The 22,146-nt window shown below is 61.7% G+C and carries 20 protein-coding genes and 1 pseudogene; 15 read left to right on the top strand and 6 right to left on the bottom strand.

What is annotated here, in order from left to right; translation table 11 throughout:
* The first annotated feature begins 1 nt into the window (after position 1).
* The 3 genes from BMZ79_RS33990 to BMZ79_RS29925 all read left to right on the top strand — a co-directional run bounded on the left by BMZ79_RS33990 (position 2) and on the right by BMZ79_RS29925 (position 2,303).
* Positions 2-361 (top strand): hypothetical protein, encoded by a 360-nt coding sequence (locus BMZ79_RS33990; RefSeq protein ID WP_143089170.1) that lies wholly within the window; start codon positions 2-4, stop codon positions 359-361.
* Positions 295-1,008, top strand: a complete 714-nt coding sequence (gene yidC / locus BMZ79_RS29930; RefSeq protein ID WP_090647910.1) for a membrane protein insertase YidC — start codon at positions 295-297, stop codon at positions 1,006-1,008. Before BMZ79_RS33990 ends, yidC begins: the two co-directional genes overlap by 67 nt.
* Positions 1,009-1,193: 185 nt before the next feature.
* Entirely contained in the window at positions 1,194-2,303 is a 1,110-nt protein-coding gene (locus BMZ79_RS29925) for an acyltransferase domain-containing protein (RefSeq protein WP_090647907.1), read from the top strand.
* A 154-nt stretch (positions 2,304-2,457) separates the two neighbouring features.
* Here BMZ79_RS29925 and BMZ79_RS29920 read toward each other — a convergent pair whose 3' ends face one another.
* Positions 2,458-2,814: a winged helix-turn-helix transcriptional regulator gene (locus BMZ79_RS29920; protein ID WP_090647904.1), complete on the bottom strand. Its 357-nt coding sequence runs from the start codon at positions 2,812-2,814 to the stop codon at positions 2,458-2,460.
* A 213-nt stretch (positions 2,815-3,027) separates the two neighbouring features.
* On the opposite strand from BMZ79_RS29920, the gene BMZ79_RS29915 reads away from it, so the two are divergent.
* The 3 genes from BMZ79_RS29915 (at position 3,028) to BMZ79_RS29905 (ending at position 5,158) form a co-directional block, all read left to right on the top strand.
* Entirely contained in the window at positions 3,028-3,795 is a 768-nt protein-coding gene (locus BMZ79_RS29915) for a DODA-type extradiol aromatic ring-opening family dioxygenase (protein WP_090648248.1), read from the top strand.
* Positions 3,796-4,066: 271 nt separating this feature from the next.
* Positions 4,067-4,840: a phytanoyl-CoA dioxygenase family protein gene (locus BMZ79_RS29910; RefSeq protein WP_090647902.1), complete on the top strand. Its 774-nt coding sequence runs from the start codon at positions 4,067-4,069 to the stop codon at positions 4,838-4,840.
* A gap of 102 nt (positions 4,841-4,942) precedes the next feature.
* Entirely contained in the window at positions 4,943-5,158 is a 216-nt protein-coding gene (locus BMZ79_RS29905; RefSeq protein WP_090647899.1) for a hypothetical protein, read from the top strand.
* Positions 5,159-5,267: 109 nt separating this feature from the next.
* Here BMZ79_RS29905 and BMZ79_RS29900 read toward each other — a convergent pair whose 3' ends face one another.
* From BMZ79_RS29900 to BMZ79_RS29890, 3 genes are read right to left on the bottom strand one after another with little or no spacing between them, the layout of a single operon-like run.
* On the bottom strand, positions 5,268-5,660 hold the full coding sequence (locus tag BMZ79_RS29900; RefSeq protein ID WP_256253238.1) for a VanZ family protein: 393 nt from the start codon (positions 5,658-5,660) through the stop codon (positions 5,268-5,270).
* A 41-nt stretch (positions 5,661-5,701) separates the two neighbouring features.
* Positions 5,702-5,977, bottom strand: a complete 276-nt coding sequence (locus tag BMZ79_RS29895; RefSeq protein WP_090647894.1) for a permease prefix domain 1-containing protein — start codon at positions 5,975-5,977, stop codon at positions 5,702-5,704.
* Positions 5,974-6,303 carry a PadR family transcriptional regulator gene (locus tag BMZ79_RS29890; protein WP_090647891.1) on the bottom strand — a complete coding sequence of 110 codons (330 nt, stop codon included), beginning with the start codon at positions 6,301-6,303 and terminating at the stop codon, positions 5,974-5,976. Before BMZ79_RS29890 ends, BMZ79_RS29895 begins: the two co-directional genes overlap by 4 nt.
* 289 nt (positions 6,304-6,592) lie before the next feature.
* Between BMZ79_RS29890 and BMZ79_RS29885 the strand changes: the two genes are divergently transcribed.
* Together BMZ79_RS29885 and BMZ79_RS29880 are read left to right on the top strand one after the other, a co-directional pair.
* On the top strand, positions 6,593-6,919 hold the full coding sequence (locus BMZ79_RS29885; protein ID WP_090647888.1) for an ArsR/SmtB family transcription factor: 327 nt from the start codon (positions 6,593-6,595) through the stop codon (positions 6,917-6,919).
* A 163-nt stretch (positions 6,920-7,082) separates the two neighbouring features.
* Positions 7,083-8,822, top strand: coding sequence for a SulP family inorganic anion transporter (locus tag BMZ79_RS29880; protein WP_090647886.1), 1,740 nt, complete (start codon positions 7,083-7,085; stop codon positions 8,820-8,822).
* 408 nt (positions 8,823-9,230) lie between these two features.
* Here BMZ79_RS29880 and BMZ79_RS29875 read toward each other — a convergent pair whose 3' ends face one another.
* The gene (locus tag BMZ79_RS29875) at positions 9,231-10,163 is read right to left on the bottom strand and encodes an ArsR/SmtB family transcription factor (protein WP_090647884.1); all 933 of its coding nucleotides are present in this window, start codon (positions 10,161-10,163) and stop codon (positions 9,231-9,233) included.
* 157 nt (positions 10,164-10,320) lie between these two features.
* Here BMZ79_RS29875 and BMZ79_RS29870 point away from each other — a divergent pair, with 157 nt between their 5' ends.
* The 6 genes from BMZ79_RS29870 (at position 10,321) to BMZ79_RS29845 (ending at position 20,089) form a co-directional block, all read left to right on the top strand.
* The gene (locus BMZ79_RS29870) at positions 10,321-13,062 is read left to right on the top strand and encodes a glycoside hydrolase family 2 protein (protein ID WP_090647880.1); all 2,742 of its coding nucleotides are present in this window, start codon (positions 10,321-10,323) and stop codon (positions 13,060-13,062) included.
* Positions 13,063-13,296: 234 nt separating this feature from the next.
* Positions 13,297-13,989: an ankyrin repeat domain-containing protein gene (locus BMZ79_RS29865; RefSeq protein WP_090647877.1), complete on the top strand. Its 693-nt coding sequence runs from the start codon at positions 13,297-13,299 to the stop codon at positions 13,987-13,989.
* A gap of 396 nt (positions 13,990-14,385) precedes the next feature.
* Positions 14,386-16,047 (top strand): response regulator, encoded by a 1,662-nt coding sequence (locus BMZ79_RS29860; protein ID WP_256253237.1) that lies wholly within the window; start codon positions 14,386-14,388, stop codon positions 16,045-16,047.
* The gene (locus BMZ79_RS29855; RefSeq protein ID WP_090647875.1) at positions 16,040-17,842 is read left to right on the top strand and encodes a cache domain-containing sensor histidine kinase; all 1,803 of its coding nucleotides are present in this window, start codon (positions 16,040-16,042) and stop codon (positions 17,840-17,842) included. The genes BMZ79_RS29860 and BMZ79_RS29855 overlap by 8 nt, the downstream gene beginning before the upstream one ends.
* A gap of 110 nt (positions 17,843-17,952) precedes the next feature.
* Entirely contained in the window at positions 17,953-19,362 is a 1,410-nt protein-coding gene (locus BMZ79_RS29850; protein ID WP_177222421.1) for an AraC family transcriptional regulator, read from the top strand.
* A 196-nt stretch (positions 19,363-19,558) separates the two neighbouring features.
* Positions 19,559-20,089, top strand: a complete 531-nt coding sequence (locus tag BMZ79_RS29845; RefSeq protein ID WP_090647869.1) for a hypothetical protein — start codon at positions 19,559-19,561, stop codon at positions 20,087-20,089.
* Between the two features lie 140 nt (positions 20,090-20,229).
* Here the strand turns inward: BMZ79_RS29845 and BMZ79_RS29840 are convergent, their stop codons facing one another.
* Positions 20,230-21,597 carry an MFS transporter gene (locus BMZ79_RS29840; RefSeq protein WP_090647867.1) on the bottom strand — a complete coding sequence of 456 codons (1,368 nt, stop codon included), beginning with the start codon at positions 21,595-21,597 and terminating at the stop codon, positions 20,230-20,232.
* Positions 21,598-21,916: 319 nt separating this feature from the next.
* Between BMZ79_RS29840 and BMZ79_RS29835 the strand changes: the two are divergent.
* A pseudogene (locus BMZ79_RS29835) lies at positions 21,917-22,146 on the top strand (IS110 family transposase); the annotation flags it as partial.

The following is a 22,146-nucleotide window of genomic DNA, read 5'->3' as shown; positions in this document are numbered from 1 at the left end:
ATTGTTCGAGCTTCATGACGCGCTGCTGTACGCGATCTCCATCTGCACGCTCGTATCGCTGGCGTATCTGTGCCTGTTCGCGGTGCCGGCCTCGGCGGCGAAGGGCTGGACGGCGTTCCGCGAGACGGCGGGCGGTCCGGCGCTGTTCAAGCTGACGGACGTCGATGCGCCGGTTCAGAGCCTGCGGCATATCCGGCTGACGAAACGCAAGGAAGCGCCCGACGATGATTCATCCCCGTGCACGACCCTGTTGATGACGACCGACGCAAACCATCAACAGGGAGGATTTTCTAGATGTCTAACACGTACGCGCAAATCGCGGTATTCCATGATTATTTCGTCTCGCCCTTCACTTGGCTGATCGACCATTTCGCGGGCTGGTTCGACGGCAGCTTCGGCCTCGCGCTCGTCGCGATCACCATCCTGGTCCGGCTGGCGCTCATGCCGTTCATGATCAACCAGTACAAGCGGCAGCAGGGCATGCGGCGGAAGCTGGCCGCCATGCAGCCGGAGCTCGAGGCCGTCAAGCGCAAATACGCCAAAAGCGCCGCTCCCGACAAGCAGCGCAAGCAAACCGAAGAAACGATGGCGGTCTACGCCAAGCACGGCTACAACCCGCTGAACGCCGGCTGCCTGCCGATGCTGCTGCAAATTCCGATCCTGTCCGGCCTCTACTTCGCGATCCGCTCGAATCCCGAGCTGGCGCATCATACGTTCCTGTGGTTCCAGCTCGGAAGCCCGGATCCGATTCTGCCGTTCGTGGCCGCGGGCGTCTATCTGCTGCAGGCGCGCTTGCAGCAGGCCGCTCAGCCGCCGATGAACGGCGCGAAGGGCATGGGCCTGCTCCTGTACCTGTCCCCGGTCATGATGGGGGTGTTCTCGTTCACGGCGCCTGCCGCGCTGCCGCTCTATTGGAGCGTCGGCGGCCTGGTCATGATCGCGCAGACGCTGATCTCCAGGCGGCTGTACCCGCAGGAGGCCGCCGGCGCCGCGGTCGGCACGGCGTAAGGAGCCGCCGGCGCCCTCGCTCCGCGGCATCGAAGCCTTCGCCCCTTTCGGGGCGAAGGCTTTTTTCGTTATTGCCGGTACGGCTTGCCGGCGCTTCGCCGCGCTTGCTATAGTGGGACAAGAGATGAGGATTCGGGCCGCGGGCCGAAGGAATGGTTCCCGAGCCGATAAGGGGAGAGGCAGAAATGGCAAGCGCAAGCAGGGATTTTTTGGCGCCGGGGGAGCTGGCGGCGATTTGCGAGGCGGCGCGGTTTCCGGCGGATATCGCGGACGCGCTGAGCGAAGCGGCGGAGGCGGTCCGCGGGGACGGCGAGCTGGCGGAAGCGGCGGTGCGTTTCCGACGGGAGCTGTTCGAGGATGCGAATCGGCCGCCGGACGACGTGAACCGGGAACTGCTCGCTTACGGCGCGGACGGCGCGCTGCTGGCGGCGGTCGTCTACGCGGGCGCGATTCCGCTGCTCGCGGAACGCTATGCGGCGCGCGGGCTGCCGCAAGAGGTGCTCGTCGACACGGTGCACGACCTCGTCATTTGGATGCGCGCGCATCTGCGCCGTCACGGGCGCCGGGGGCTGAGCGAGCTCGGCTGGCTGCATCAGCATCTGCGCGGGGAACTGTTCCGGCTGGGGCGGCTGCAGTTCCATTTCGTGGCCAGTCCGTTCCCCGTCAACGCGTTCCGCCACCGGACAACGGGCGACGTCGCCGTGCTGTCCGAAGGCGGCGTGCGCTACCGGAGCGACGGACAGCTCGACGGCACGTGCGGCCTCTTCGACGCCGCGGGCGGCTGGGAATCCGCGTATGCGTTCGACGGCGCGCATTATGAGGGACATCCGGTCTCCGCGCTCGGCTCGGCGGACCGCAAGACGGTCCGGCTCGGCGCCGACGAATGGGAGCTTGCGCTGCAGAAGGGCGATCCCGTGCTGAACGTGCACGTTCCCGAAGGCGAGCGGCTCTCCCCCGAAGCGTGCCGAGACTCGTACGCGCGCGCGGCCGCCTTCGCGGCGGCGCATTTCCCGGGCAACCCGTACCGCGCGTTCGTCTGCGATTCGTGGCTGCTCGCGCCGGCGTTCCGGACGCTGCTGCCGGAGTCGTCCAACATTGTCCGGTTCCAGCGCGACTATCATCTGCTGCCGGTGCTGTCGAACGAATCGCAGGCGCTGGAGCGGGTGTTCGGCTACGGCACGACGCTTGCCGACCTGCCGAGCGCGAAGGCCGAGACGTCCCTGCAGCGCATCGTGCGCGATCATCTCGCCGCGGGCGGACGGATCCATAATGCGGGCGGGTTTCGATTGGCATAGCGCTCGCGCGTAACGCGGCGGCGATCGGGGAACACTGGTCGAAGATGGAGATTTCGCGGGCTACGTGCCGCGCGCCGTCGATGCGGCGGGCTCGCCCCCGCGCGCAAAAAAAAGCCGCCGTCCGTTTTCGTCCGGACCGCGGCCTTTCGCCGTTTTAGTTCGCGTTTTCCTGCAGCGCGTCGCCGTTATCGCTGTACTTTTCTTCCAGATGGACGACATGCTTCTCGCCCCAATCGTGCATGAGACTGATGATCGGAAACAGCGTCTGGCCGTACTCGGTGATGGAGTATTCGACCTTCGGGGGGATTTGCATGTAGATCTCGCGGTGTACGATGTCATGGTATTCGAGCTCGCGGAGCTGCGAGGTCAGCATTTTTTTCGTGATTTCCGGAATGCTCTTCTGCAGCTCGCTGAACCGCATCGTGCCGCCCCTGCCGAGATGATAGAGGATGATTGGCTTCCATTTGCCGATCAGAATGTCGAGCGCCGTGTTTGCTTTGCATTCGTCCAAGTCGAAATCCTCCTTGCCGGTTTCCCGAAGGATACTAGGGCACGCGAACGTGTCTATTTACTAAAAGTAAGTCTATTGTCGTATTATAACCCTAAAGCCCATCTGCGCACAAGGGACCGCCGCGGGAGGCGGCTCGCCCCATGACGGGCGCGCTCGCGGCCGGTGTCGGGAATGCCGAAGCCCCGCGGAACGGGCGTAAAGGAGATGAACGCCTTGCTGCCTTCCCTGTTCATATGCCACGGTTCGCCGATGATGGCCGTGGAGCAATCCGCGTACACCGCTTTTCTCAAACAGACGGGCAAACGCTGGAAGCCCCGGGCGATCGTGCTCTTCAGCGCGCATTGGGAGACGCGGGTCGCGACGGTGTCGTTCGCCGCGGGGCCGCTGCCGACGATCTACGATTTCGGCGGCTTCCCGGATGAGCTGTACCGCCTGACGTATCCCGCGCCGGGTTCGCCGGACGTCGCGGCGGAGGTGGAGGCGCGCTTCGCCCGGCACGGGATCGAGACGCGGCGGGACGCGAGCCGCGGCCTGGACCACGGCGCGTGGGTGTTCCTGCGCCACATGTATCCGGACGCGGACATCCCGGTCGTGACGATATCCGTTCAGCCGTTTCTGCCGGCGGCGCGGCAGCTCGCGATCGGCGAGGCGCTGCGCGGCCTCGGCGAGGAAGACATCCTCGTCATCGGCAGCGGAACGACGGTGCATAATTTCGGCGAGATCAAATGGAAGCAGGAGCACGCGGAGCCGTGGGCCGTCGAGTTCGACGCGTGGATCGCCGACAAGGTGACGAATCGGGATGCCGAGGCGCTCGCGGACTACGAGCGCTTGGCGCCGCACGCGCTTCGCGCCGTGCCGCGGCCGGAGCATTTCGTCCCGCTGCTGCTCGCGTACGGCAGCGCTTCGGGCAAGACGGCGCCGCGCGTCCTGTTCGAGGGCTTTCAGATGGGCACCTTCTCGCTGCTGTGCCTCGAGATGTGACGCTCGCGCCGCATGCGATAAGCGCTCGGCCGAAAGCCGGCCTCTTCCCTGCCGAGGGGAGGGGCCGGCTTTTTGGTCATTTCCCGCGGCGGCGGCGCCGCGACCGCCGGAAAAAGTGGAAAACGTACAACGAACCGGCGGAGATAAGCCATTGAGCGGGACGCGCGCATCGCGGACAATGAAAGCAAGCGATTACAACCGGCCGGCGGCCGCCCTTCGTTGCGGGCTGCGCCGCCCGGCCGGTTCACCAAGCCATGGGGAGCGATGACGCATGCCGAAGCTGACCCAAGCGCAACTGAAGCAGTACGAGGAACAAGGGTACATCGTGTTCGAGCATCTGTTCGGCGAGGACGAGATCGACGCGATTCGCGGGCATATCGACCGGCTGGACGAGGAATCCGCGCGCCGCTTGCAGAAGGGGCGGGATTTCATCAGCGCCGCCAACGAGATCAATTTTACGAGCCATCTGAACTACCGCCATCCCGACATTCAGCGGTTCATCGCGGACGAGCGGTTCGCGGCGATCACGACGACGCTGCTCGGGCCGGACACGCGCTTGTATTGGGACCAGTCCGTGTACAAGCGGCCGGAAGCGAAGCGGGATTTCCCGTGGCATCAGGACAACGGCTACGTGCCGACCGAGCCGGTGCATTACGTGACGTGCTGGCTCGCGCTCGAGGACGCGACGATCGAGAACGGCTGCATTTACGTCCAGCCGGGATCGCACAAGCAGGGCTTCGTCGAGCACGTGCACTCGGACATCGGCTATGTCTGCTACCAGGGCGACGACCCGGGCATTCCGGTCGAGCTGAAGAAGGGCAGCATGGTCGCGTTCCATTCCCTGCTCTTCCACCGCAGCACGCCGAACCGAAGCCAGACGACGCGCAAAGGCTACGTCATTCAGTATTCCGTCGTCGGATCGTACAATCCGGAGACCGGCAGCGAATTTCTGAACGGGCCGATCATTGCCAGGGACGGCCGCGGCGCGTACGCGGGCTTCGTGACGCAGGAGGAAGTCGAGCAAAGCACGGGGACCCGCGCGTAATCCCGCCCGCCGGCGCGCGAACGATCCAGGCCTTCGTCGGTGAATCCGGTGCAACCCTTATCCAGTTTCTACCGTCTGAGGGATTAAAGGGGGCGGTTGACAATGGTGAACCGGGAGCTGAAGATCATGGGGATAATCGTGGCGGTTCTTGTGGCAGTTGCGATCGCGTGGACGCTGATCGGCATGAAGTACGGGCTTGGCGTCAGCCGGAATCAGGGTGACGACCAGACGGACGAGAAGGTTGAGTCTCTACGGCAGGCGAGCGAGGCGGGGACGGGAGTCTTCATCAAAGATGCGGGCTTGCGATGGACGTTATAGCTTGACGCTGCTAAGGTGAAGGGAAAGCTTGGAAGCCGATGCTGCTTCGCGGCCATTGAAGGCTCCGGGCCGTAACGGTCGGAGCCTTTTGCTGCCGCGGTTGACCGGCTCAGGCCGAGGCCGGACGATATTTATTGGCGATCCATCGCGCGGACCTCGACGCCGCGAACCAGGCGGCGAAACCGATCAAGCCGCCGAGCGCGTTCAGCAGAAGGTCGTCGACGTCGAACTGGCCCAGTCGGGTCGCCAGCTGGGCAAGCTCGATCGCGAGACTGCATATGAGCGATAGGGTAAGCATGGCGGACAAACGCCGTACTCTCCGGAACAGAATCGGCAGCAGGAAGCCGAGCGGCACGAACAGCAGCACGTTCCCGAAGAGATTGAAGAACCAAATATCGAAGTTGTAATGGCTGTAATTCGTGGCGTAATTGCGAATGCTGACGAATGGGGTCAAGTTGGCATGCGGGTAATAGCCGGGCATCTCGAACGACGTTCTCCGCATGCTGAACCTGGACCAATTGAGGAATAAGATTTGGATTACCTTCAGCGCATAAACCTCAAGGCGACCCACGCGCTTGCCCGGAACCATTTGCGATACGGGGACATCGCCGTGTTCAACAGCCCGCCTAGCCGGCCGGAATCGCCGAAATCGGCGACGGCCAGCCGCACCGCATGCTCGTCGGCCAAGCCCTGCGCCGCGTATTCCGCCCGCAGCTGCTGCAGATGGTCCAGCAATTCGTCGTACAGCTCCCGTTTCGCTTCTTCCGAAGCGCGGACGCCCTTCAGCATCCGGTCCAAATACTCGTGAAATGGATTCATGCGAAACCCGCCTTTCTGCACGATTGAATCAAGGCATGCACCTGATCCCAGGCTTGCAGCTTCTCCGCCAGCTCGGCGCGGCCCGCGTCCGTCAGCGCGTAGAACTTCCGGCGGCCGCCTTCCGCGTTGTCGGACCAGTACGAGCGGAGCAGCCCTTTTTGCTCCAGTCGTTTGAGCGCGGGATACAGCGTGCCTTGGCTCATTCGGTACGAATCCCGGCTAAGCGCCCGCAGCTGCTGGACGATGTCGTAGCCGTACGTATCCTGCCTCCCGATGACGGACAGCAGGAGGATGTCGATGCTGCCTTTCAAGAGCTCCTTGTCCACGGCGTTCACCTCAGCGATATTGTATACCGATGTATGTCGCTATACAAGATATATTTGGAAGGAAGTCCCTGGCGCATAACGGGGCATGGCTGCCGCCGAATGTCCCGTTTTCGGACTTATGCACAACGTTATCCCCAACATGCACAACATCCAAGCGCCTGATTGCCATGCGATCGGCACGCCCGTAAACATATCCACAGGCGAGGTTATCCACACTCGGATGCGCGTTTGGGCGGCAAATATGATATGATAGGGGCTAATCTTAATGTCAACGTGCAGGGGAGGCGCCATGATTCAGGAAGTCCAGCAGTTCAAGGCCGATTTTTTCAAGGCGCTCGCGCATCCGCTGCGGATCCGGATTCTCGAGGTGCTGTCGGAGGGCGACCGGACCGTCAACGAGCTTCAGGCGCTGCTCGGAAGCGAAGGCTCGGCGGTCTCGCAGCAGCTCGCGGTGCTCCGGAGCAAGAACGTCGTCGTCGGGACGAAGGACGGCACGTCCGTCATCTACGCGCTGCGGGATCCGTTGATCAAGGACCTGCTGAAGGTCGCGCGGCAAATCTTCGACAACCACTTAATCAACGCGATATCGCTGCTCGAGAACATCAAAAACCAATAGCCATCGCAAAAGGGCAAAACGGCCGCCGTACCGTCGAGCCTTTTTTTGTTGTTCCGGGGAAAGGACGGCGGACATAAGCGCGGTTGACAGCGGGCGAAAAACGGGCGTATCATTTTCTATATATTCAAATAATCAAATATTCAAAAGAAAAGAGATGTTGTCCATGAAGCTTGGCGACGGATTCCGAAACTACGGCATGCGTTCGCTGCGGCAGGACGCGACGGCCGGCTTGATCGTCGGCATCGTCGCGATTCCGCTCGGCATGGCGTTCGCCATCGCCTCGGGCGTCAAGCCGGAATACGGCTTGTTCACCGTCATCGTCGCCGGGATTTGCGTGTCGCTGTTCGGGGGCTCGAGGTTTCAAATCGGCGGCCCGACGGGCGCGTTCGTGCCGGTGCTGTTCGCGATCGTGCTGCAGTACGGCTACGAGAATCTGCTGGTGGCGGGCTTCCTGGCAGGCGTGCTGCTGCTCCTCATGGGCCTGCTCAGGCTGGGCAAGTGGATCGCGTTCATCCCGCGGCCGGTCACGGTCGGCTTCACGGCCGGCATCGCCGTGACGATCTTCGCCGGGCAAATCGGCAATTTCCTCGGCCTGCAGGACCTGAAGAAGCACGAAGCGTTCCTCCCCAACATGAAGGAGCTGGCGCTGCACCTCGGGGACGCGAGCGGCTACGGCCTGCTGACGGCGGGGATCTCCCTGGCGTTCATCCTGCTCGCGCCGAAGCTGCTGCCCGGCATGCCCGGCTCGCTGGCGGGCCTGCTTGCCGCCACGGCCGCCGCTTCGCTGTTCTACCCGGGCCATGTCGCCACGATCGGCTCCGCGTACGGCGCCGTACCGAACAGCCTGCCCGCGATCCATTGGCCGGCGTTGTCGCTCGAGCGCATCGTCGAATTGATTCGCCCAGCGCTGGTCATCGCGCTGCTCGGGGGCATCGAGTCGCTGCTGTCGGCCGTGGTCGCCGACGGCATGGCGGGCACCCGCCATGACAGCAACCGCGAGCTGATCGGCCAGGGCATCGCGAACATGGCCGCGCCGCTGTTCGGGGGCATCCCCGCGACGGGCGCGATCGCGAGGACGGCCACGAACATCAAGAGCGGCGCGGTTTCGCGGTTATCCGGCGTGATTCACGGCATCGTGGTGCTGCTCGTGCTGTTCCTGCTCGCCCCGTACGCCTCCGCCATTCCGCTGGCCGCCATGGCGCCGATTCTGATGGTCGTCGCCTGGAACATGAGCGAGCGCCGCGCGTTCGCCCGCCTGCTGAAGACGGGAGGGCTCGAGGCGCTGGTGCCGGCCGCGACGTTCCTGCTGACGGTCTTGACGGACCTGACGACCGCGGTCGAAGCGGGCCTGCTGTTGTCCGGCTTGATTTTCATCCTGCGGATGGGCGGCGCGCTGACGGTCGTGCGGCTGCTTCCGGAGCCGCAAGGAAGGGAAGGAACGACGGCGGCGGCAAGCCCGGATACGCATGGCGGGCGCATCGGCGCGTTCGCGGTGGAAGGCGCGCTGTTCTTCGCCACGGCGCACCGGCTGGAGCGGATGCTCCGGGACGAGGCCGACGCCGGGAGGGACGTGCTGATCTTGGACGCGGAACGGGTCCCGTACATCGACGCGACGGGAGAGGCTTGCTTGGCCGCCGCGCTGGAACCGTTCGCGCGGCGCGGCGGCACCGTGCTGATCGCCGGGCTCCGGCCGCAGCCGTTTCGGGCGCTTGCCAAGCCCGAGTGGGAGCGGCTCGTGGCTCCCGGCCACCGGTTCGCGCGCGCGGACGAGGCATACGCGTACGCGCGCTCGCGGCCGCTTCGGGCGGATAGCCTGCGCGGCCGGTCCGGAGAACGGCCGGCCGCGCGGCCTGATTCGGCTGCAGCGGCCGGAGCTGGCGCCGCGGGCGAGATCGAAGGCTAAGCTGCCTGCTTTCCCAGCCTCCCAGCCCCCGATTTATGCACAGGGTTATCCCCATTGCGCACAAGCGGAAGCGGAGGAATTCCACGTAGATCGGAATGCGATGCACATATCCACAGCGAAAGTTGTCCACAACGGGACATTGGTCCTTCGCCGCCTTCCGCCGCGCCGGACCAAAGGCGGATCGCCATGGGCGAACCGGGATTTTCCTGCGGCGGCGCCCCCTGCCGTAAGGCCATGCCCCGCTCACGACGAATAAGCGCGAGACCGCTGCATGGCGGTCTCGCGCTTATTCGGGTTTGAATCGCGCGTGCCGTGCGTATTGCGCATAGATTCATGCGGCTCGTACGTTTGCACGGCTCGTGAGGTTCGTACGGCTTGTCCCTCGGCTTCCCCCGCCTCGCTCCGTCTTTACTCCGCGTAGCGGATGAACGACAGCACCAAGTCCTGCCGGTGGTCGCCGAAGTCCGAGCCGAACAGGTTCAAGCCGCGGCAATTGACGGCGTCTTCGACGACCTCGAGCCGCACGCGGATGGGCTTGTTGTATTGCAGCCCGAGCGCGTCGACGGTCGCCGGCGACGAGGCGGCGCCGTTCACGCGGCTGCCTTCCCCGGTCACGCGCCATTCCGTCAGCTGGCCGTACTCCGTGCCGCTGCGCCACTTGTCCGGGGTCAGCTTGCCTTTGCGGTCGCCGAGATCGCCGGGACTGGTATAGGTGCCGACAAGGATATCGTTGATGTAAAGCGAGATGTCGGAGGGCCAGTCCATCTGGAAGGAGGACGCCTCGGCGCAAAGCTCCGCGCTGAAGCCGAGCTCGTCGATCGTCACGCCCGGCGGCATCGGGTTGGCGAAATAATATTCCACGTAGCCGGCGCCGGAGAACCAGAGCAGCGACGCTTCGAAACGTTCCGGCATGTAGAAGGAGCGCGGATCGTCCACGGAGCCGACGTGCACGCATTCCTTCGTCACGATGCCGCAGGTCGGCTGGACGGAGCAGTGCGAGAACATGCCGATCGGCATGTGCAGCTCCTCCGTGCGGTGCAGCCCTTCGCCGAGCTTCACCGGAAGATCGAGCTGGATGGACCGGCAGGTGGCGGAGCAGATCTTTTCCCGGTTCGCGCCGAGCGCCGAAGAGACGAGTTCCACGCTCTCGAGAATTTGCACGTTGATGGAGATCGTCGGCTGCGCGACGCCGAGCGCCTCGGCCAGCTGGCTGATGCTCATCGGCTTCTCGCCGAGCGCTTCCAAGATGCGCACGCGCACGTCGCCGGACAGCGCTTTGGCCACGTCGACGATCCGGGAGGAGGGGAAACGCAGCAGGTCTTGCCTGGATTCAAAACTCATGGTGACGCCAGCCTTTCATCGGTCGATTCGGATACGATCAGTGTACTCGAAAACTGTTATATTGTAAAAGCATAATACATATTGATTAAATTATATACCAGTGCTAGAATCGGTGCTAGAAGTAACCTACTTTGATCCGAAAGGTTGTGCTCCCCTCATGGCAGCTCAAGCAGTGCAAACGTCGGCGGCCTCCGTGCCCCGCCCCGAATACCCGCGTCCGGACTGGCAGCGCCGGGATTGGCTGAACCTGAACGGCGTCTGGTCGTTCCGTCTCGAGACCGAAAATGAGAGCGGTTCCGCGGAGTTCGACGCCGAGATCGTCGTGCCCTTCTCGTGGGCCAGCCCGCTGTCCGGCATCGGCCGCGACGAGCGCGGCATCGGCTGGTACAAGCGCGAAGTCAGCTGGACGCCGGAAGCGGCCGGCTCGCTGGTGTTCCTGCGCTTCGGCGCGGTCGACTACCGCTGCGACGTCTGGGTGAACGGCACGCACGCCGGCTCCCACTCCGGCGGCTACGGCGAATTCGAATTCGACGTGACGGCGGCTTGGCAAACGGACGCGCCGAACACGATCATGGTGCGCGCGGAGGATTACGACCGGAAGTCGCAGACGCGCGGCAAGCAGGGCTACGGGGAGATTCGCGGCATCTGGCAGCCGGTCTGGCTGGAGGCGCGCCCGCAGGCTTACGTGCAGCAGGCGAAGTTCGTCACGAAGATCGACGGCACCGTGCAAGCGAACCTGGTTATCGCGGCGAGCAAAGCCGGCGAGGCTTCGCTGCAGTTCAACTTCGGCGACGGCGCGGTCTGCCACGCGGAGAACGTGTCGCTCGCGCCGGGCGGCAATTTGGTCGGCGTGTCGTTCCAAGTGGAGGACCCGCAGCTGTGGAGCCCGGAGACCCCGTACCTCTACGAGGGCGAGATCAAGCTCGCGGCCGGCGACGGGGGCACGGATGCCGTGGCGACGTATTTCGGCATTCGCGAGGTCGGCACGGCGCTGTTCGGCGACCGCAATTACCGCTGGGTGACGCTGAACGGCAAGCCGGTGTACTTGAACGGCACGCTGGACCAATCGTTCCACGAGACGGGCTTCTTCACGTACCCGACGGACGACGAGATGCGCGACGAGATTTATTTGGCGAAGCGCCTCGGCCTGAACTTCGTGCGGATTCACATCAAGCCGGAGGAGCCGCGCAAGCTGTACTGGGCGGATAAGCTCGGCATGCTGATCATGGAGGATATGCCGTGCTTCTGGGGCAATCCCGACGAGCCGACCCGCGCGGCGTACGAGCGCGAGGCGAAGGAGATCATCGACCGCGACTTCAATCACCCGTCGATTTTCTCGTGGATCATGTTCAACGAGACGTGGGGCTTGCGCACGGACGCCGAGACGCTCGCGCTGACGGGCCAGGCGGGCGACCAAGCCGTCGCGACGTACCTGCCGGAGACGCAGGAATGGGTGCGCGCGATGTACCGCTGGGCGAAGAGCGTCGATCCGACGCGCCTCGTCGAAGACAATTCGCCGTGCAACTACGACAAAGTGGAATCGGACATCAACACGTGGCATTTCTACATTAACGGCTACGAGCAGGTGCGGGCGCACGTGACGGAGGTCGTCGAGAAGACGTATCCGGGCTCTGCGTTCAACTATGCCGGGGGCAACGTCCAGTCCGACGCGCCGCTGCTGAACAGCGAATGCGGCAACGTCTGGGGCTTCGTCAGCGGCGCCGGCGACAGCGACCTCGCCTGGCACTACCGCTACATGATGAACGAGTTCCGCCGCCACGACAAAATGTGCGGGTTCGTCTTCACCGAGCTGCGCGACGTGACCAACGAGTTCAACGGGTATTACCGCCTGGATGGAGGCGAGAAATTCTTCGGCTACGAGGGCTTCGTGCCGGGCATGACGCTGGCGGACCTGCACGCGCCGGACTTCATCGTCATCGACGCGCCGCCTTGCCAGACGGCGCAGGCCGGAACGCGCCTGTCGGTGCCGCTGCTGAAATCCAGCTATTCGGACCGCTACCACGGGCAGAAGCTGCTGCTCGGCTGGGAGCTCTGGCACGACAATCTGGGCACCCGCGTGACGGGAGACCGCGGCGTCATCGAGCTGGATTGGAACGGCTTCGGCGTGAAGGCGATCCATGCGCCGATCGCGTTCGACCTGCCGAAGCAGGATGCGCTCGCGGTGCTGGCGCTCACGCTGCGCGCGGCGGACGGCACGGTCGTGACGCGCAACTTCGTGACGTTCGACGTGCGCGGCGGCGGCCAAACGCCGTCGTACGACGCGGACGGCCGGTTCGTCGCCGTGCCGGTGACGGGTTTCGCGGAGCAGACGTTCGCGTACCAATGGAACGCGATCCAGGAAGGCAAGACGAACGGCGGCCGGGCGGGCGCTTTCGTCTACGACGTGCGATTGCCGGACGCGGGCGAGCTTCCGCTGCTGCGGCACGCGGACCTCTACTTCGAGGCGAGCGCGAAGCGGCTGCTGGCGCGCAACATCGAGGGCGCGCGGGAGAAGGCGCACGGCATCGACTTCATGCACGGCGCGGACGCGGCGGTGGAGTACAACGCCAACACGTACTACATGACGGACGACGAGCGCCACGAATCGCGGATTCGCGTGCTCGTGGACGGCGAAGAAGTCGCTTCGTTCCTGCTGCCGGACAATCCGGCGGACAGCCAGGGCGCGCTGTCGTACCAGTACCAGGAAGTCCACAACAAGCTGGACGAAGCCGGCTCCTACGGCTACCTGTGCAAGGTCGTGCTGCCGAGCGGCATCGTCGCGAAGCTCGACCGCAGCCGCGCGTTCAAGCTGACGGTGGAAGCGGACGAGGGCGGATTGGCGCTGTACGGGCGCAATGCCGGCCGGTATCCGATCGATATTTTGGTCAACGTGAACTAATCGCGCATCAAGGAAATTCGGGACGGGGCGGCTGCGGCTGCCCCGTTTTTTTGGCGTTCGCGCGTCGCGGCTCGGGTAGGCGGCTGGGGGATGGGGGCGGTACGCGCGCGCGACAGTCGGCAGGAGCGAGTTCTGCGAAGGGGCCGGACCGGCGGCAGGAATTTCGGCCGGCCGCGGGGAAGTTAAGCGGTACGCTAGCGTACCGCTTGGCACGCACGGAGGGAGAGATGACCGATGAACCGATTCATTCGCGCGGTGCGGAACGCGGACCTTGACGCCGTCCGCGATTTGCTGCGGGCAGAGCCGAAATGGCTCGCCTGGTCGGAAGAGGACGGCAAGAACGCGCTGCATCACTTATGCGGGCTCGACGCGTCGGGCGATCCGCGGAAGGCGGCGAACGGCCTGCCCCTGCTGAAGCTGCTGCTCGGGAGCGGCATGGACATCAACGCCGTGCACCGCATCGCGTCCGGGTCCGCGCCATGCGGCTTCTTCCCCGCGACGCCGCTTTGGTATGCCTACACGCGCGGCCGCAACAACGCGCTGGTAAGCTACCTGCTGGCCGAGGGCGCGAACCCCGGCAACTGCCAGTTCGCCATCGCCTGGAACGACGACGTCGAGGCGGCCGAGCTGTTCCGCCGGTACGGCGCCGAGATCGACGGCGGCGTTTTTCTCGCCGCGTACAAGTGGAAGCGGTTCGCCATCGCCGAGTGGCTGCTGAAGCACGGCGCCGACGTCGAGGAGGCCGACGAAGAGGGGAACACGGCGCTGCATCACGCCGTCAAGCGCAAGGACCCGGCGGAGCTGCTTCAGCTGCTGCTCCGGCACGGGGCCGATGCCGAGCAAGCCAACAAGGCGGGCGTCACGCCGAAAGCGCTGGCCGAAGCGAACAACCGGAAGAAGGCGCTGACCCTGTTCACGGCGACGTAGCGCCCGGCTGCGTCCGGGCTGCCATTGGCGTCGGGCCGGCTCGCGGAAGCGGACCGGCATGGCGGCGGCTTTTGGCCGGGGCGGCGGTTCGCGGCGGGAGGCATGTACCGTACCACGTCCCGTACATGCGCGCCGCGGCCGCGATTTCGCCACATGTACCGTACCACGTCCCGTACATGCGCGCCGCCGGCGTAACTTCGCCGATTGTAACGCACCGGATCCGCGCCTATTCCTCGCCGCCCAGACTGGCATCATTTGGCTCCAACCATTCTCGCCTTAGGCGCTTGGCGGTCCTGCCGATCTCTCCTATACTAGGGAGTACCGGGCTGAAATCGGCTGGGATTCCCCCAGTGAAAGCCAAGATTCCCTCCTTGTACCGCGGGCCGCGCCCGTTATATGATCGGGGAAAAGAACGGGGAAGGCGGGAGCGCGATGCTGGTGCTGATCGTTGACGACGAATGGGAGATCCGCGAGGGGCTGCGCCGCAATTTTCCGTGGGACGCGTACGGGATTACGGAAGCGATTACGGCCGAGGACGGCGACTCCGCGCTGGAGCTGGCCCGGACCCGGCAGCCCGACTTGATCCTGACCGACATCCGGATGAAGCGCATGTCCGGGCTGGAGCTGATCGAGCGCTACGGCGCCGAGCGGGCGGGCGGCTGGAAGGCGATCGTGATCAGCGGCTACGACGATTTCGAGATGGTCCGCAGCGCGATGAAGCTGGGCGCGATGGATTATTTGCTGAAGCCGATCAACACGGCGGATCTGGGCGCGATTCTGTCGCGGATGATCGACCAGCTGCAGAAGGAGAAGCGCGACCGCGACAACGAGATGCTGCTGCAGTCGCACGTGCAGAGCGCGCTGCCGAAGATGCGCGAGGAGGTGCTGCGCGAGCTGGTCGAAACCAAATACAACGCCTACAGGGAGACGCGCATCGCGCACCGGCTGCGGACGCTCGAGCTGGATTGGCTCATGGACGAGCGCCTCGCGCTGCTGCTGCTCGAAGCGGACGACCTGAAGGCGGTGGAGCGCCGGGAGGAGCGGAACCTGATCCTCTTCGGCATGGGCAACGTCGTGCGCCAGACGCTGGAGGAGGACTGCGCCTACCGTTCGGTGCTCTACGAGGACGGCAAACACCGCTGGGTGCTGCTGCTCGACTGCCCGGAGGCGCAGCGGCTCGAGCAGTATAAGGAGCTGGGCCAGCTGTGCATCCGGCGCATCAACAAGTACGTGAAGGCGAACGTCAGCGCGGCGCTCGGCTGCACGATCGGCCACGCCAGCGACCTGAACGCGATGTACACGGAGACGGAGGAAATCCTGGAGCAGAAAGCCGTCTACGGCGGCAACCGCCTGCTTACCGGGCTCGGCTGGGAGAGCGAGGCGGAGCAGGACAACCTGTCCCTCCGGCAGCCGGCGGAGGTGCTCGACTTGATCCGCTACGGCACGGACGAGGAGATCCGGACGGCGATGGAGCTGTTCGTGGACATGGTGCAGGGCTGGTCGTTCACGCAGATCCGGGACATCCAGCAGCGGATCTTCGAGTGGCTGCTCGATCTGTTCAAGAAAGCATGGCAGCACGGCTGGGCGGACCGGACGTGGGAGCGCAATCCGATGGCCGTCTGGGAGCGGTTGGAGCAGTTCGATACGCTGGAATCGCTGAAGGACCAGGTGGAGCAGGCGCTGCTGACGATCGCCGCGGGCTTCCGGACCCAGAGCGTGTCCCCGGGCCAGATCATCCAGGCGGCGGAGCGGTTCATCCGCGACCGGTACGCCGAAGGCCTGACGCTGCAGCACGTGGCGGAAGAGGTGCACGTGACGCCGGTGTGGATGAGCAAGCTGTTCAAAAAAGAAACGGGCAAGACGTTTCTCGAATACTTGACGGACCTGCGAATGGAGAGGGCGAAGCGGATGCTGGAATCGGTGCAGTTCAAGGTATACGAGGTGTCCTCGCAGGTGGGCTACAAGGATCCGGTTCATTTCGCGAAGCTATTCAAGAAGCAGACGGGCCACACGCCGAAGGAATACCGCAGGCTGCAGGGGATCGCGGGCCATGACTAGCCCGGTGTCCCTGCGCCTCGCGTCGTCGTTTCGCAACCGGATGATATTGATCTTCTTCATGATCATTATCGTCCCTTTTTTATTGTTCGCGTACTACGCGCACATCAAGGCGATCGAAGGCATATCGGACGCCAACATGAACGCCTCGATCAACTACCTGCAGCAGTCGCGGGGCAATTTCGAGAGCTACCTGGAAAACCTCAACGACCAGGTGAACGGCCTGATCGGCAACAAGCAGCTGCAGGCGCTGCTGAGCGCCCCGGCGCCGGCGAACGCCGCGACCGAGGACGCGTTCACGCTCAATCTGGTCAGCCTCATCTACCAGAAGACGTCGTCCATCGACGCGTTCCGCATCCACGTCTACCCGATCGACCCGGCGAAATACAAGGATTACATGAGCACGATCGGAGAGCCGGACCGGGTGCAGGACGAGCCGTGGTTTCGCCGCTCGCTCAATACGGTCAGCCCGACGTGGCGGCTGTCGATGCCGGAGAAGGGCAATTTCGAGCGGCCGCTGCTGACGTATATCAAGCGGTTTTCCGGACTGTACGACCAAGTGCCGCGCGGCATCATCGCCACCGACCTGTCCGAGGACCAGCTGAAGCGGTTCTTCTCGCCGTCCGGGAGCATGTCCGGCCAAAAGGTGCTGCTGCTCGACGAGAAGGGAACGGTGCTGTACGATTCCCGTGCGAACGAATGGACGGGCAGCCCGTTTCCGGCGCAGCGGTTCATCGGGCAGGGCGACGGGGGCGGCGCGCAGGGCTCGGAGACCGTCATGATCGACGGCATCCAGTACTTCGCGACGTACGTGCGGATGGACAGCTATCCGTGGGCGATCGCCAGCCTGACGCCGCTGAAGGAGCTGACGGGCACGATCGCGGAGATCAACCGGCTGCTCGTCATTTTCCTCGTCATCTACCTGCTCTGCTGCATCGGCGTCGTGCTGTACATCACCGCGTACTTCACCCAGCCGATCGCCCGGCTCGTCCGGTACATGCGGCGGCTGGAGGCGGGCAACCTGCATCAGCTCATCCCGGCGTCGGCGCGGCAGGACGAGGTCGGCTGGCTGTACCGGGGCTACGGCAGCTTGATCCGCCGGATCGAAGGGCTCATCGAGGAAGCGTCGCGGGCGGAGCGGCAGAAGAAAGAGCTGGAGTTCCAGGTGCTGAGCCATCAGATCAACCCGCACTTCTTGTACAACACGCTGGAGTCGATTCGCTGGAAGGCGGAAAACCACGGCCGGAGCGAGATCAGCGAGATGGTCTCCGCCCTCGGCAACCTGCTGCGGCTCAGCCTGAACCAGGGCAAGGAGATCACGACGCTGGGGCGCGAGATCGAGCAGGTGAAAGCGTACGTGCAGATCGAGCAGGCGCGCATGGGCCGGACGATCCGCATCCTGTACTCGGTCGACGCCGAACTGAAGGACGTGCCGTTCCTTCGCCTGCTGCTGCAGCCGCTCGTCGAGAACGCGATCCAGCACAGTATCCGGGACAATTTCGAGCAGGGCAAAATTTTGCTTAGCGCCCGCCGCGAAGGCGAGGAGCTCGTCGTCGATCTCGTCGACAACGGCGGCGGCATCCCCGCCGACGTCATCGAGAAGCTGGGGCAGAACGCCGATCCGAACGGCAGGTCGGCCGAGGGCGCCCGGGGCGTCGGCTTGCGCAACGTGAACGATCGGCTGAAGCTGTACTTCGGCGACGGCAGCAAGCTGCGCATCGAGACGTCTCCGGAAGGAACGCGCATCCTGCTGCGGCACCCGATCCTGAAGGAAGGGGAGCTGCGGCCGGCGAAATGAGGCGGCACGGAGGAGGCGCCGATCCGCGAGCTCGGCTTGGCGCACCGTATGTAGAGCACCTTAAAGGAAAGAACGACGCAACTCGGAAAGCAAAAGGAGGCGAAACGCGCATGTCCTGGATATCCGACGCCGGCGCCGGAAGGCGCTACAATCTGCGGCAGCACGCGCTGCCGGACTTTCGGTTCTCGGCGCAGCTGTACGGCACGCACGGGCGGACGGTCGGCGAGGGCTGGACGTATCCCGATCACGACCACCCGCTGTTCGAGCTGAACCTCGTGCTGGAGGGGCGGCAGACCATGACGCTGGACGGGGTCGATTACGAGCAGCGCGAAGGCGATCTGCTGCTGATCCAGCCCGGCGTCGCGCATCGGAGCCGGATCGGTCCGTCGCCTTCCATGACGTATTTCTGCCTGCATCTCGACGTCGACGACGCCGTCTGTCACGGCCGCCTCGCGGGGCTTGGGAATCGTCTCTTCGCCGCGGACTCGGACGCGGCGCGCAGGCTGCGCCCGTACTTCGACGCTCTGGCGGCGCGCGCGGACGAGGCGCGGGAAGGCGGGGCGGACGACGGCTTCGCCCAGCGCGCGGCGGCGCTGCAGATGCTGCTGGCGCTCGCCGAGTATGCCGGGGAAGCCCGGCACGACGGCCGCGGTGCCGATGGGCAAGCGGAGCACGCGAATCCGGCGCGGCCGGCCGGCGAGCGTTCCGGCGGGGAAGCGCCTGCCGTGCAGCGGCTGCGCGAGCGCAACGCGCTCGAGAAGCGCGTGCAGGAGCTGCTCCGCGCGCCGGAGGGGGACGGCGGACCGGGCGGCCGCGCGCTGCCGCCGTTTCGCTGGGCGGGCGTGTTCTCGGTCATGATTCCGGACCGCGGCTTCTGGACGAAGCCGGAGCGGTTCTGGGCGAAGGTGCTGCTGGAGGACGCGCTAGCCCCGCACGGGAATGCCGTCGTCATCGTCGGCGAGCAGCTGATGACCGCGGTGCTGTTGTCCGATCGGCTGGCCGTGCCGCCGATCGAGGAGCACGCGGCGCGCAGCAAATCGCTGCTCGAGAAGAACCTCGGCGTCGCCATCCGCCTCGGCATCGGGGGCATCGCCCGGGGAGCCGGAGAGCTTCGCGGCCTGTACAAGCAGAGCCTGAGCGGCCTGGACGCGGCGGAGCTGTTCCCGGCGCCGGGGCGCGACGCCGGCTTCGTCGGCCGGATCGTCCGGCTCGCGCTGCTGATGATCGAAGCGGACCATGCCGATCCCGGCTTGACGCTGAACCTGCTGGCCAAGCGGCTGGAGCTGACGCCGAATTACTTGAGCGCGCTGTTCACGGCGGAGACGGGCCGCCCGTTTACGTGGCATCTGTCGCGGTATCGCATCGACCGGGCGAAGGCGCTGCTGCGCGAGACGAACATGAAGGTGTATCAAGTCGGCAAGCAGGTCGGTTATGCCGATCAGGCCTACTTCAGCCGCTTGTTCAAGGCCGTCGTCGGCGCGAGTCCCGGCGAGTACCGGAGCGGCGCGCCCGCGGACTAGCGGGCGCGCCGCAACCCGCCGCAAGTGTTCGGTGAAAATAAAGTATTAGACTGGAAAATTTAAAATAAAGTTGTAGACTGCAGGCGGGCATTAAGCTAACGGGCTGGTTAGCGTCGTGGCCAGCGTTGGGCAGGAAAGTTGAATACGATATTTGAATATCTATAAGTAGATGTAGAATAAATATGGAGGACAAATAATGATAATCAAAGCGGAGGTAATAAATCAGCCACAATCAGGAGAATGCAAGGAGAGGATTTATGATATTTCGAGCCACTGGAATTCCCAAAACTGGACTTGGATTAAATTCATAAACGATGATTTAACCGAATGGTGTGGAAACTTTAGAGGGTTTCCACGAGATGTTTCTATATCAAAAAAGTATAATTCCGTACTTGTTCTAACTTCGGATTATTTATATAGACTTGACAGTGTTAGTAAAAAGTTAGTTGAATATGAATCCCAGCCACAATATCAAAATCTAACAGTAACCGCTTTAGGTGATTTCATTTTAGCTGATTACTATAATATCGAAATCATTAAATCAACATTAGAAGATAAGATATCAGTAAATAGTCCGATAAAAATGGATACAATTAAATTTCATGGTTGGTCTAACAATAAATTAGCAATAACATGTGATGAATTTGTGAATTGGGACAACCATGTGAAATTAGAACTTGATGGGGACACACTTGAAATAACCCTGAAGGACACCAATAAGTTTTAACTGGAGACTACTTCCGCAAAATGTGTCATTTATTGAACTAACGGGACGCTTTAGTTCAAAAAAGACAATAGCAACCGGTGGTCATCGGCTGCTGTTGTCTACAAAATTCTGGGCTTACATATGCCGAGCATGAGCTTTATTTACTTTCGTTTTACCCCGATAAAACCCAAAATACCTAAGATAGTTGCCGCAGCTGCCAAGTAGATAGAATTACGTGAGCCTATCCATACATTATGAGTGGAGGATTGGAGGAATCCGGCTGTTACCGCCGTGAACAATGAAATTCCAACGTTCTGCACCAATCTTTGGACAGAGCCAATTGTGGCTTGATGCGCTGATCCAACGGCTTCCATTATAGCCGCTATGTTTGACGGTTGGAAAAGCCCTGCGCCTAAACCATAAACAAAAAGCATGAAGCAAACTATTGATAGGTGCCAGTTCAGTCGTAAAGCAAAAATCAGTAGCGGAATTAACATACAGCAAAGTCCAACTATCATTAATCGAAACGTACCCCAACTCCTCATCAGCCGGCCGGCTATATTAGAAGTCAGAACAATTCCTAAGGGTAACAACAAATTCACGAAGCCGGATTGCCAAGGGACATAACCACGTTCTTTTTCCAAATAGTAGGGCACGACAACCATACAAAGGCGTGTAACACCTCCATAAGAAAAAATCGCATAGAGAGAAATTGTGAAAAACCTGTTACGAAATAACGATAAGGGAACTATGGGATTTACTGCCTTTTTTTCTCTTTGAATAAAAATGAACATTAGGACGGCAAAAATCAGAATGTAAATATATGTACCGGGATGTAGTGATCCTAGTTGAGAGCACCCATACACAAGAAAAAAAATGGAGGCTGACAGCAAAAGACCTCCAAACAAATTTAAGGGCTGATGATGATTACTTATTGGTGCTCCTTTTCCTTTTAAGATAGATCGGCATGCCAATAAACAAAAGAGACAAATAGGGATATTAATTAAAAAAAGCCATTTCCAATCTACAGTCGATAAGATAATTCCACCCGCCACAGGTCCGAGGACATGCCCTAAACCAAAGAATGCGGCTAGAGATCCTAATGCCTCACCCTTTTTATTAGGGGATACTAAGGTTGTTATGAGGGCAACTGAAGTTGCCTGAAGCATGGCAGCCCCTATCCCTTGTAAAATTCGAAATAAAATTAGCTGCATTACGGTTTGTGAAGAAGCACAAAACATCGAAGCAAGCGCAAATAACGCTAATCCCATTGAGTAGATTTTTAAACGTCCATAACGGTCACTTAGCCTACCAAAAACAACAATACAACTGCATATGACAATCGTATAAAGGGAAATGGTCCAGGCTACCGTCGTGACAGTAGAATGAAACTCTTGAACAAGGGAAGAGATAGCAACGTTAAGTATTCCTGAGTCTAAGGTCGTAAGAAACATACCAATTCCGGCTACAATTACGATGGAGAGATAAGATTCATTGTGTACCAATCTTTTATCAGCAGAAACCTTCATGCATCTACCCCCAATTGAATATCGTTAATTTATTCTAAAGCACAAATTTTTATAGTTCTAATATATAAAAATTATTTCGTTGATAGTTTATGACTATAATGAGGAAAGGGATCACGGATCATTCTTCTGATGAACTGAATCATCACATGACGGCAGCCGACGATGATCAGCTGCCGTTCTTATTAAAGTAACGGGCAGCATTCCTATTATGAAGAAATACGAGGTTTGAGAAATAAAAAGACTCCTTGGTATGATGTTAAGGGGTCCACGACGCTGGCCGGCTGAACGGATCCCAAAAACAAACCAAGGAGACTACATCATGAATTCTACTCAACATGAACGTATTAATCAAATCACATCTTCTACCTTAATCGTCGGTGTATACATCGCAAAATTCAAACATGTGGCTCGCGCACAAGACAACCGCGGAGTCGAGTTCGGGAAGCCAATTGCGTTTGAAAATACCCAGGCAGGATTCGAGTTGTTTGTAAGCTGGTATCGAAAAATCATAGCGGAACAAGGTTTCCAAGACGTTATGGTTGGCATGGA

The organism is Paenibacillus sp. UNC496MF (assembly GCF_900113915.1).
GTDB classification, from domain to species: Bacteria; Bacillota; Bacilli; order Paenibacillales; family Paenibacillaceae; genus Paenibacillus_Z; species Paenibacillus_Z artemisiicola.
The sequence above is the reverse complement of the archived record's forward strand: the minus strand, read 5'-3'. Positions and strand labels throughout refer to the sequence as shown.

Excerpts from the sequence above, each read along its gene's own strand:
- BMZ79_RS29925 (WP_090647907.1), top strand. The coding sequence starts at position 1,194 with ATGGCAAGCGCAAGCAGGGATTTTTTGGCGCCGGGGGAGCTGGCGGCG.
- BMZ79_RS29880 (WP_090647886.1), top strand. The coding sequence starts at position 7,083 with ATGAAGCTTGGCGACGGATTCCGAAACTACGGCATGCGTTCGCTGCGG.
- BMZ79_RS29840 (WP_090647867.1), bottom strand. The coding sequence starts at position 21,597 with ATGAAGGTTTCTGCTGATAAAAGATTGGTACACAATGAATCTTATCTC.
- BMZ79_RS29870 (WP_090647880.1), top strand. The coding sequence starts at position 10,321 with ATGGCAGCTCAAGCAGTGCAAACGTCGGCGGCCTCCGTGCCCCGCCCC.
- BMZ79_RS29895 (WP_090647894.1), bottom strand. The coding sequence starts at position 5,977 with ATGAATCCATTTCACGAGTATTTGGACCGGATGCTGAAGGGCGTCCGC.
- BMZ79_RS29845 (WP_090647869.1), top strand. The coding sequence starts at position 19,559 with ATGATAATCAAAGCGGAGGTAATAAATCAGCCACAATCAGGAGAATGC.
- BMZ79_RS29885 (WP_090647888.1), top strand. The coding sequence starts at position 6,593 with ATGATTCAGGAAGTCCAGCAGTTCAAGGCCGATTTTTTCAAGGCGCTC.
- BMZ79_RS29910 (WP_090647902.1), top strand. The coding sequence starts at position 4,067 with ATGCCGAAGCTGACCCAAGCGCAACTGAAGCAGTACGAGGAACAAGGG.
- BMZ79_RS29905 (WP_090647899.1), top strand. The coding sequence starts at position 4,943 with ATGGTGAACCGGGAGCTGAAGATCATGGGGATAATCGTGGCGGTTCTT.
- BMZ79_RS29900 (WP_256253238.1), bottom strand. The coding sequence starts at position 5,660 with ATGCGGAGAACGTCGTTCGAGATGCCCGGCTATTACCCGCATGCCAAC.
- yidC (WP_090647910.1), top strand. The coding sequence starts at position 295 with ATGTCTAACACGTACGCGCAAATCGCGGTATTCCATGATTATTTCGTC.
- BMZ79_RS29860 (WP_256253237.1), top strand. The coding sequence starts at position 14,386 with ATGATCGGGGAAAAGAACGGGGAAGGCGGGAGCGCGATGCTGGTGCTG.
- BMZ79_RS29865 (WP_090647877.1), top strand. The coding sequence starts at position 13,297 with ATGAACCGATTCATTCGCGCGGTGCGGAACGCGGACCTTGACGCCGTC.
- BMZ79_RS29875 (WP_090647884.1), bottom strand. The coding sequence starts at position 10,163 with ATGAGTTTTGAATCCAGGCAAGACCTGCTGCGTTTCCCCTCCTCCCGG.
- BMZ79_RS29850 (WP_177222421.1), top strand. The coding sequence starts at position 17,953 with ATGTCCTGGATATCCGACGCCGGCGCCGGAAGGCGCTACAATCTGCGG.
- BMZ79_RS29855 (WP_090647875.1), top strand. The coding sequence starts at position 16,040 with ATGACTAGCCCGGTGTCCCTGCGCCTCGCGTCGTCGTTTCGCAACCGG.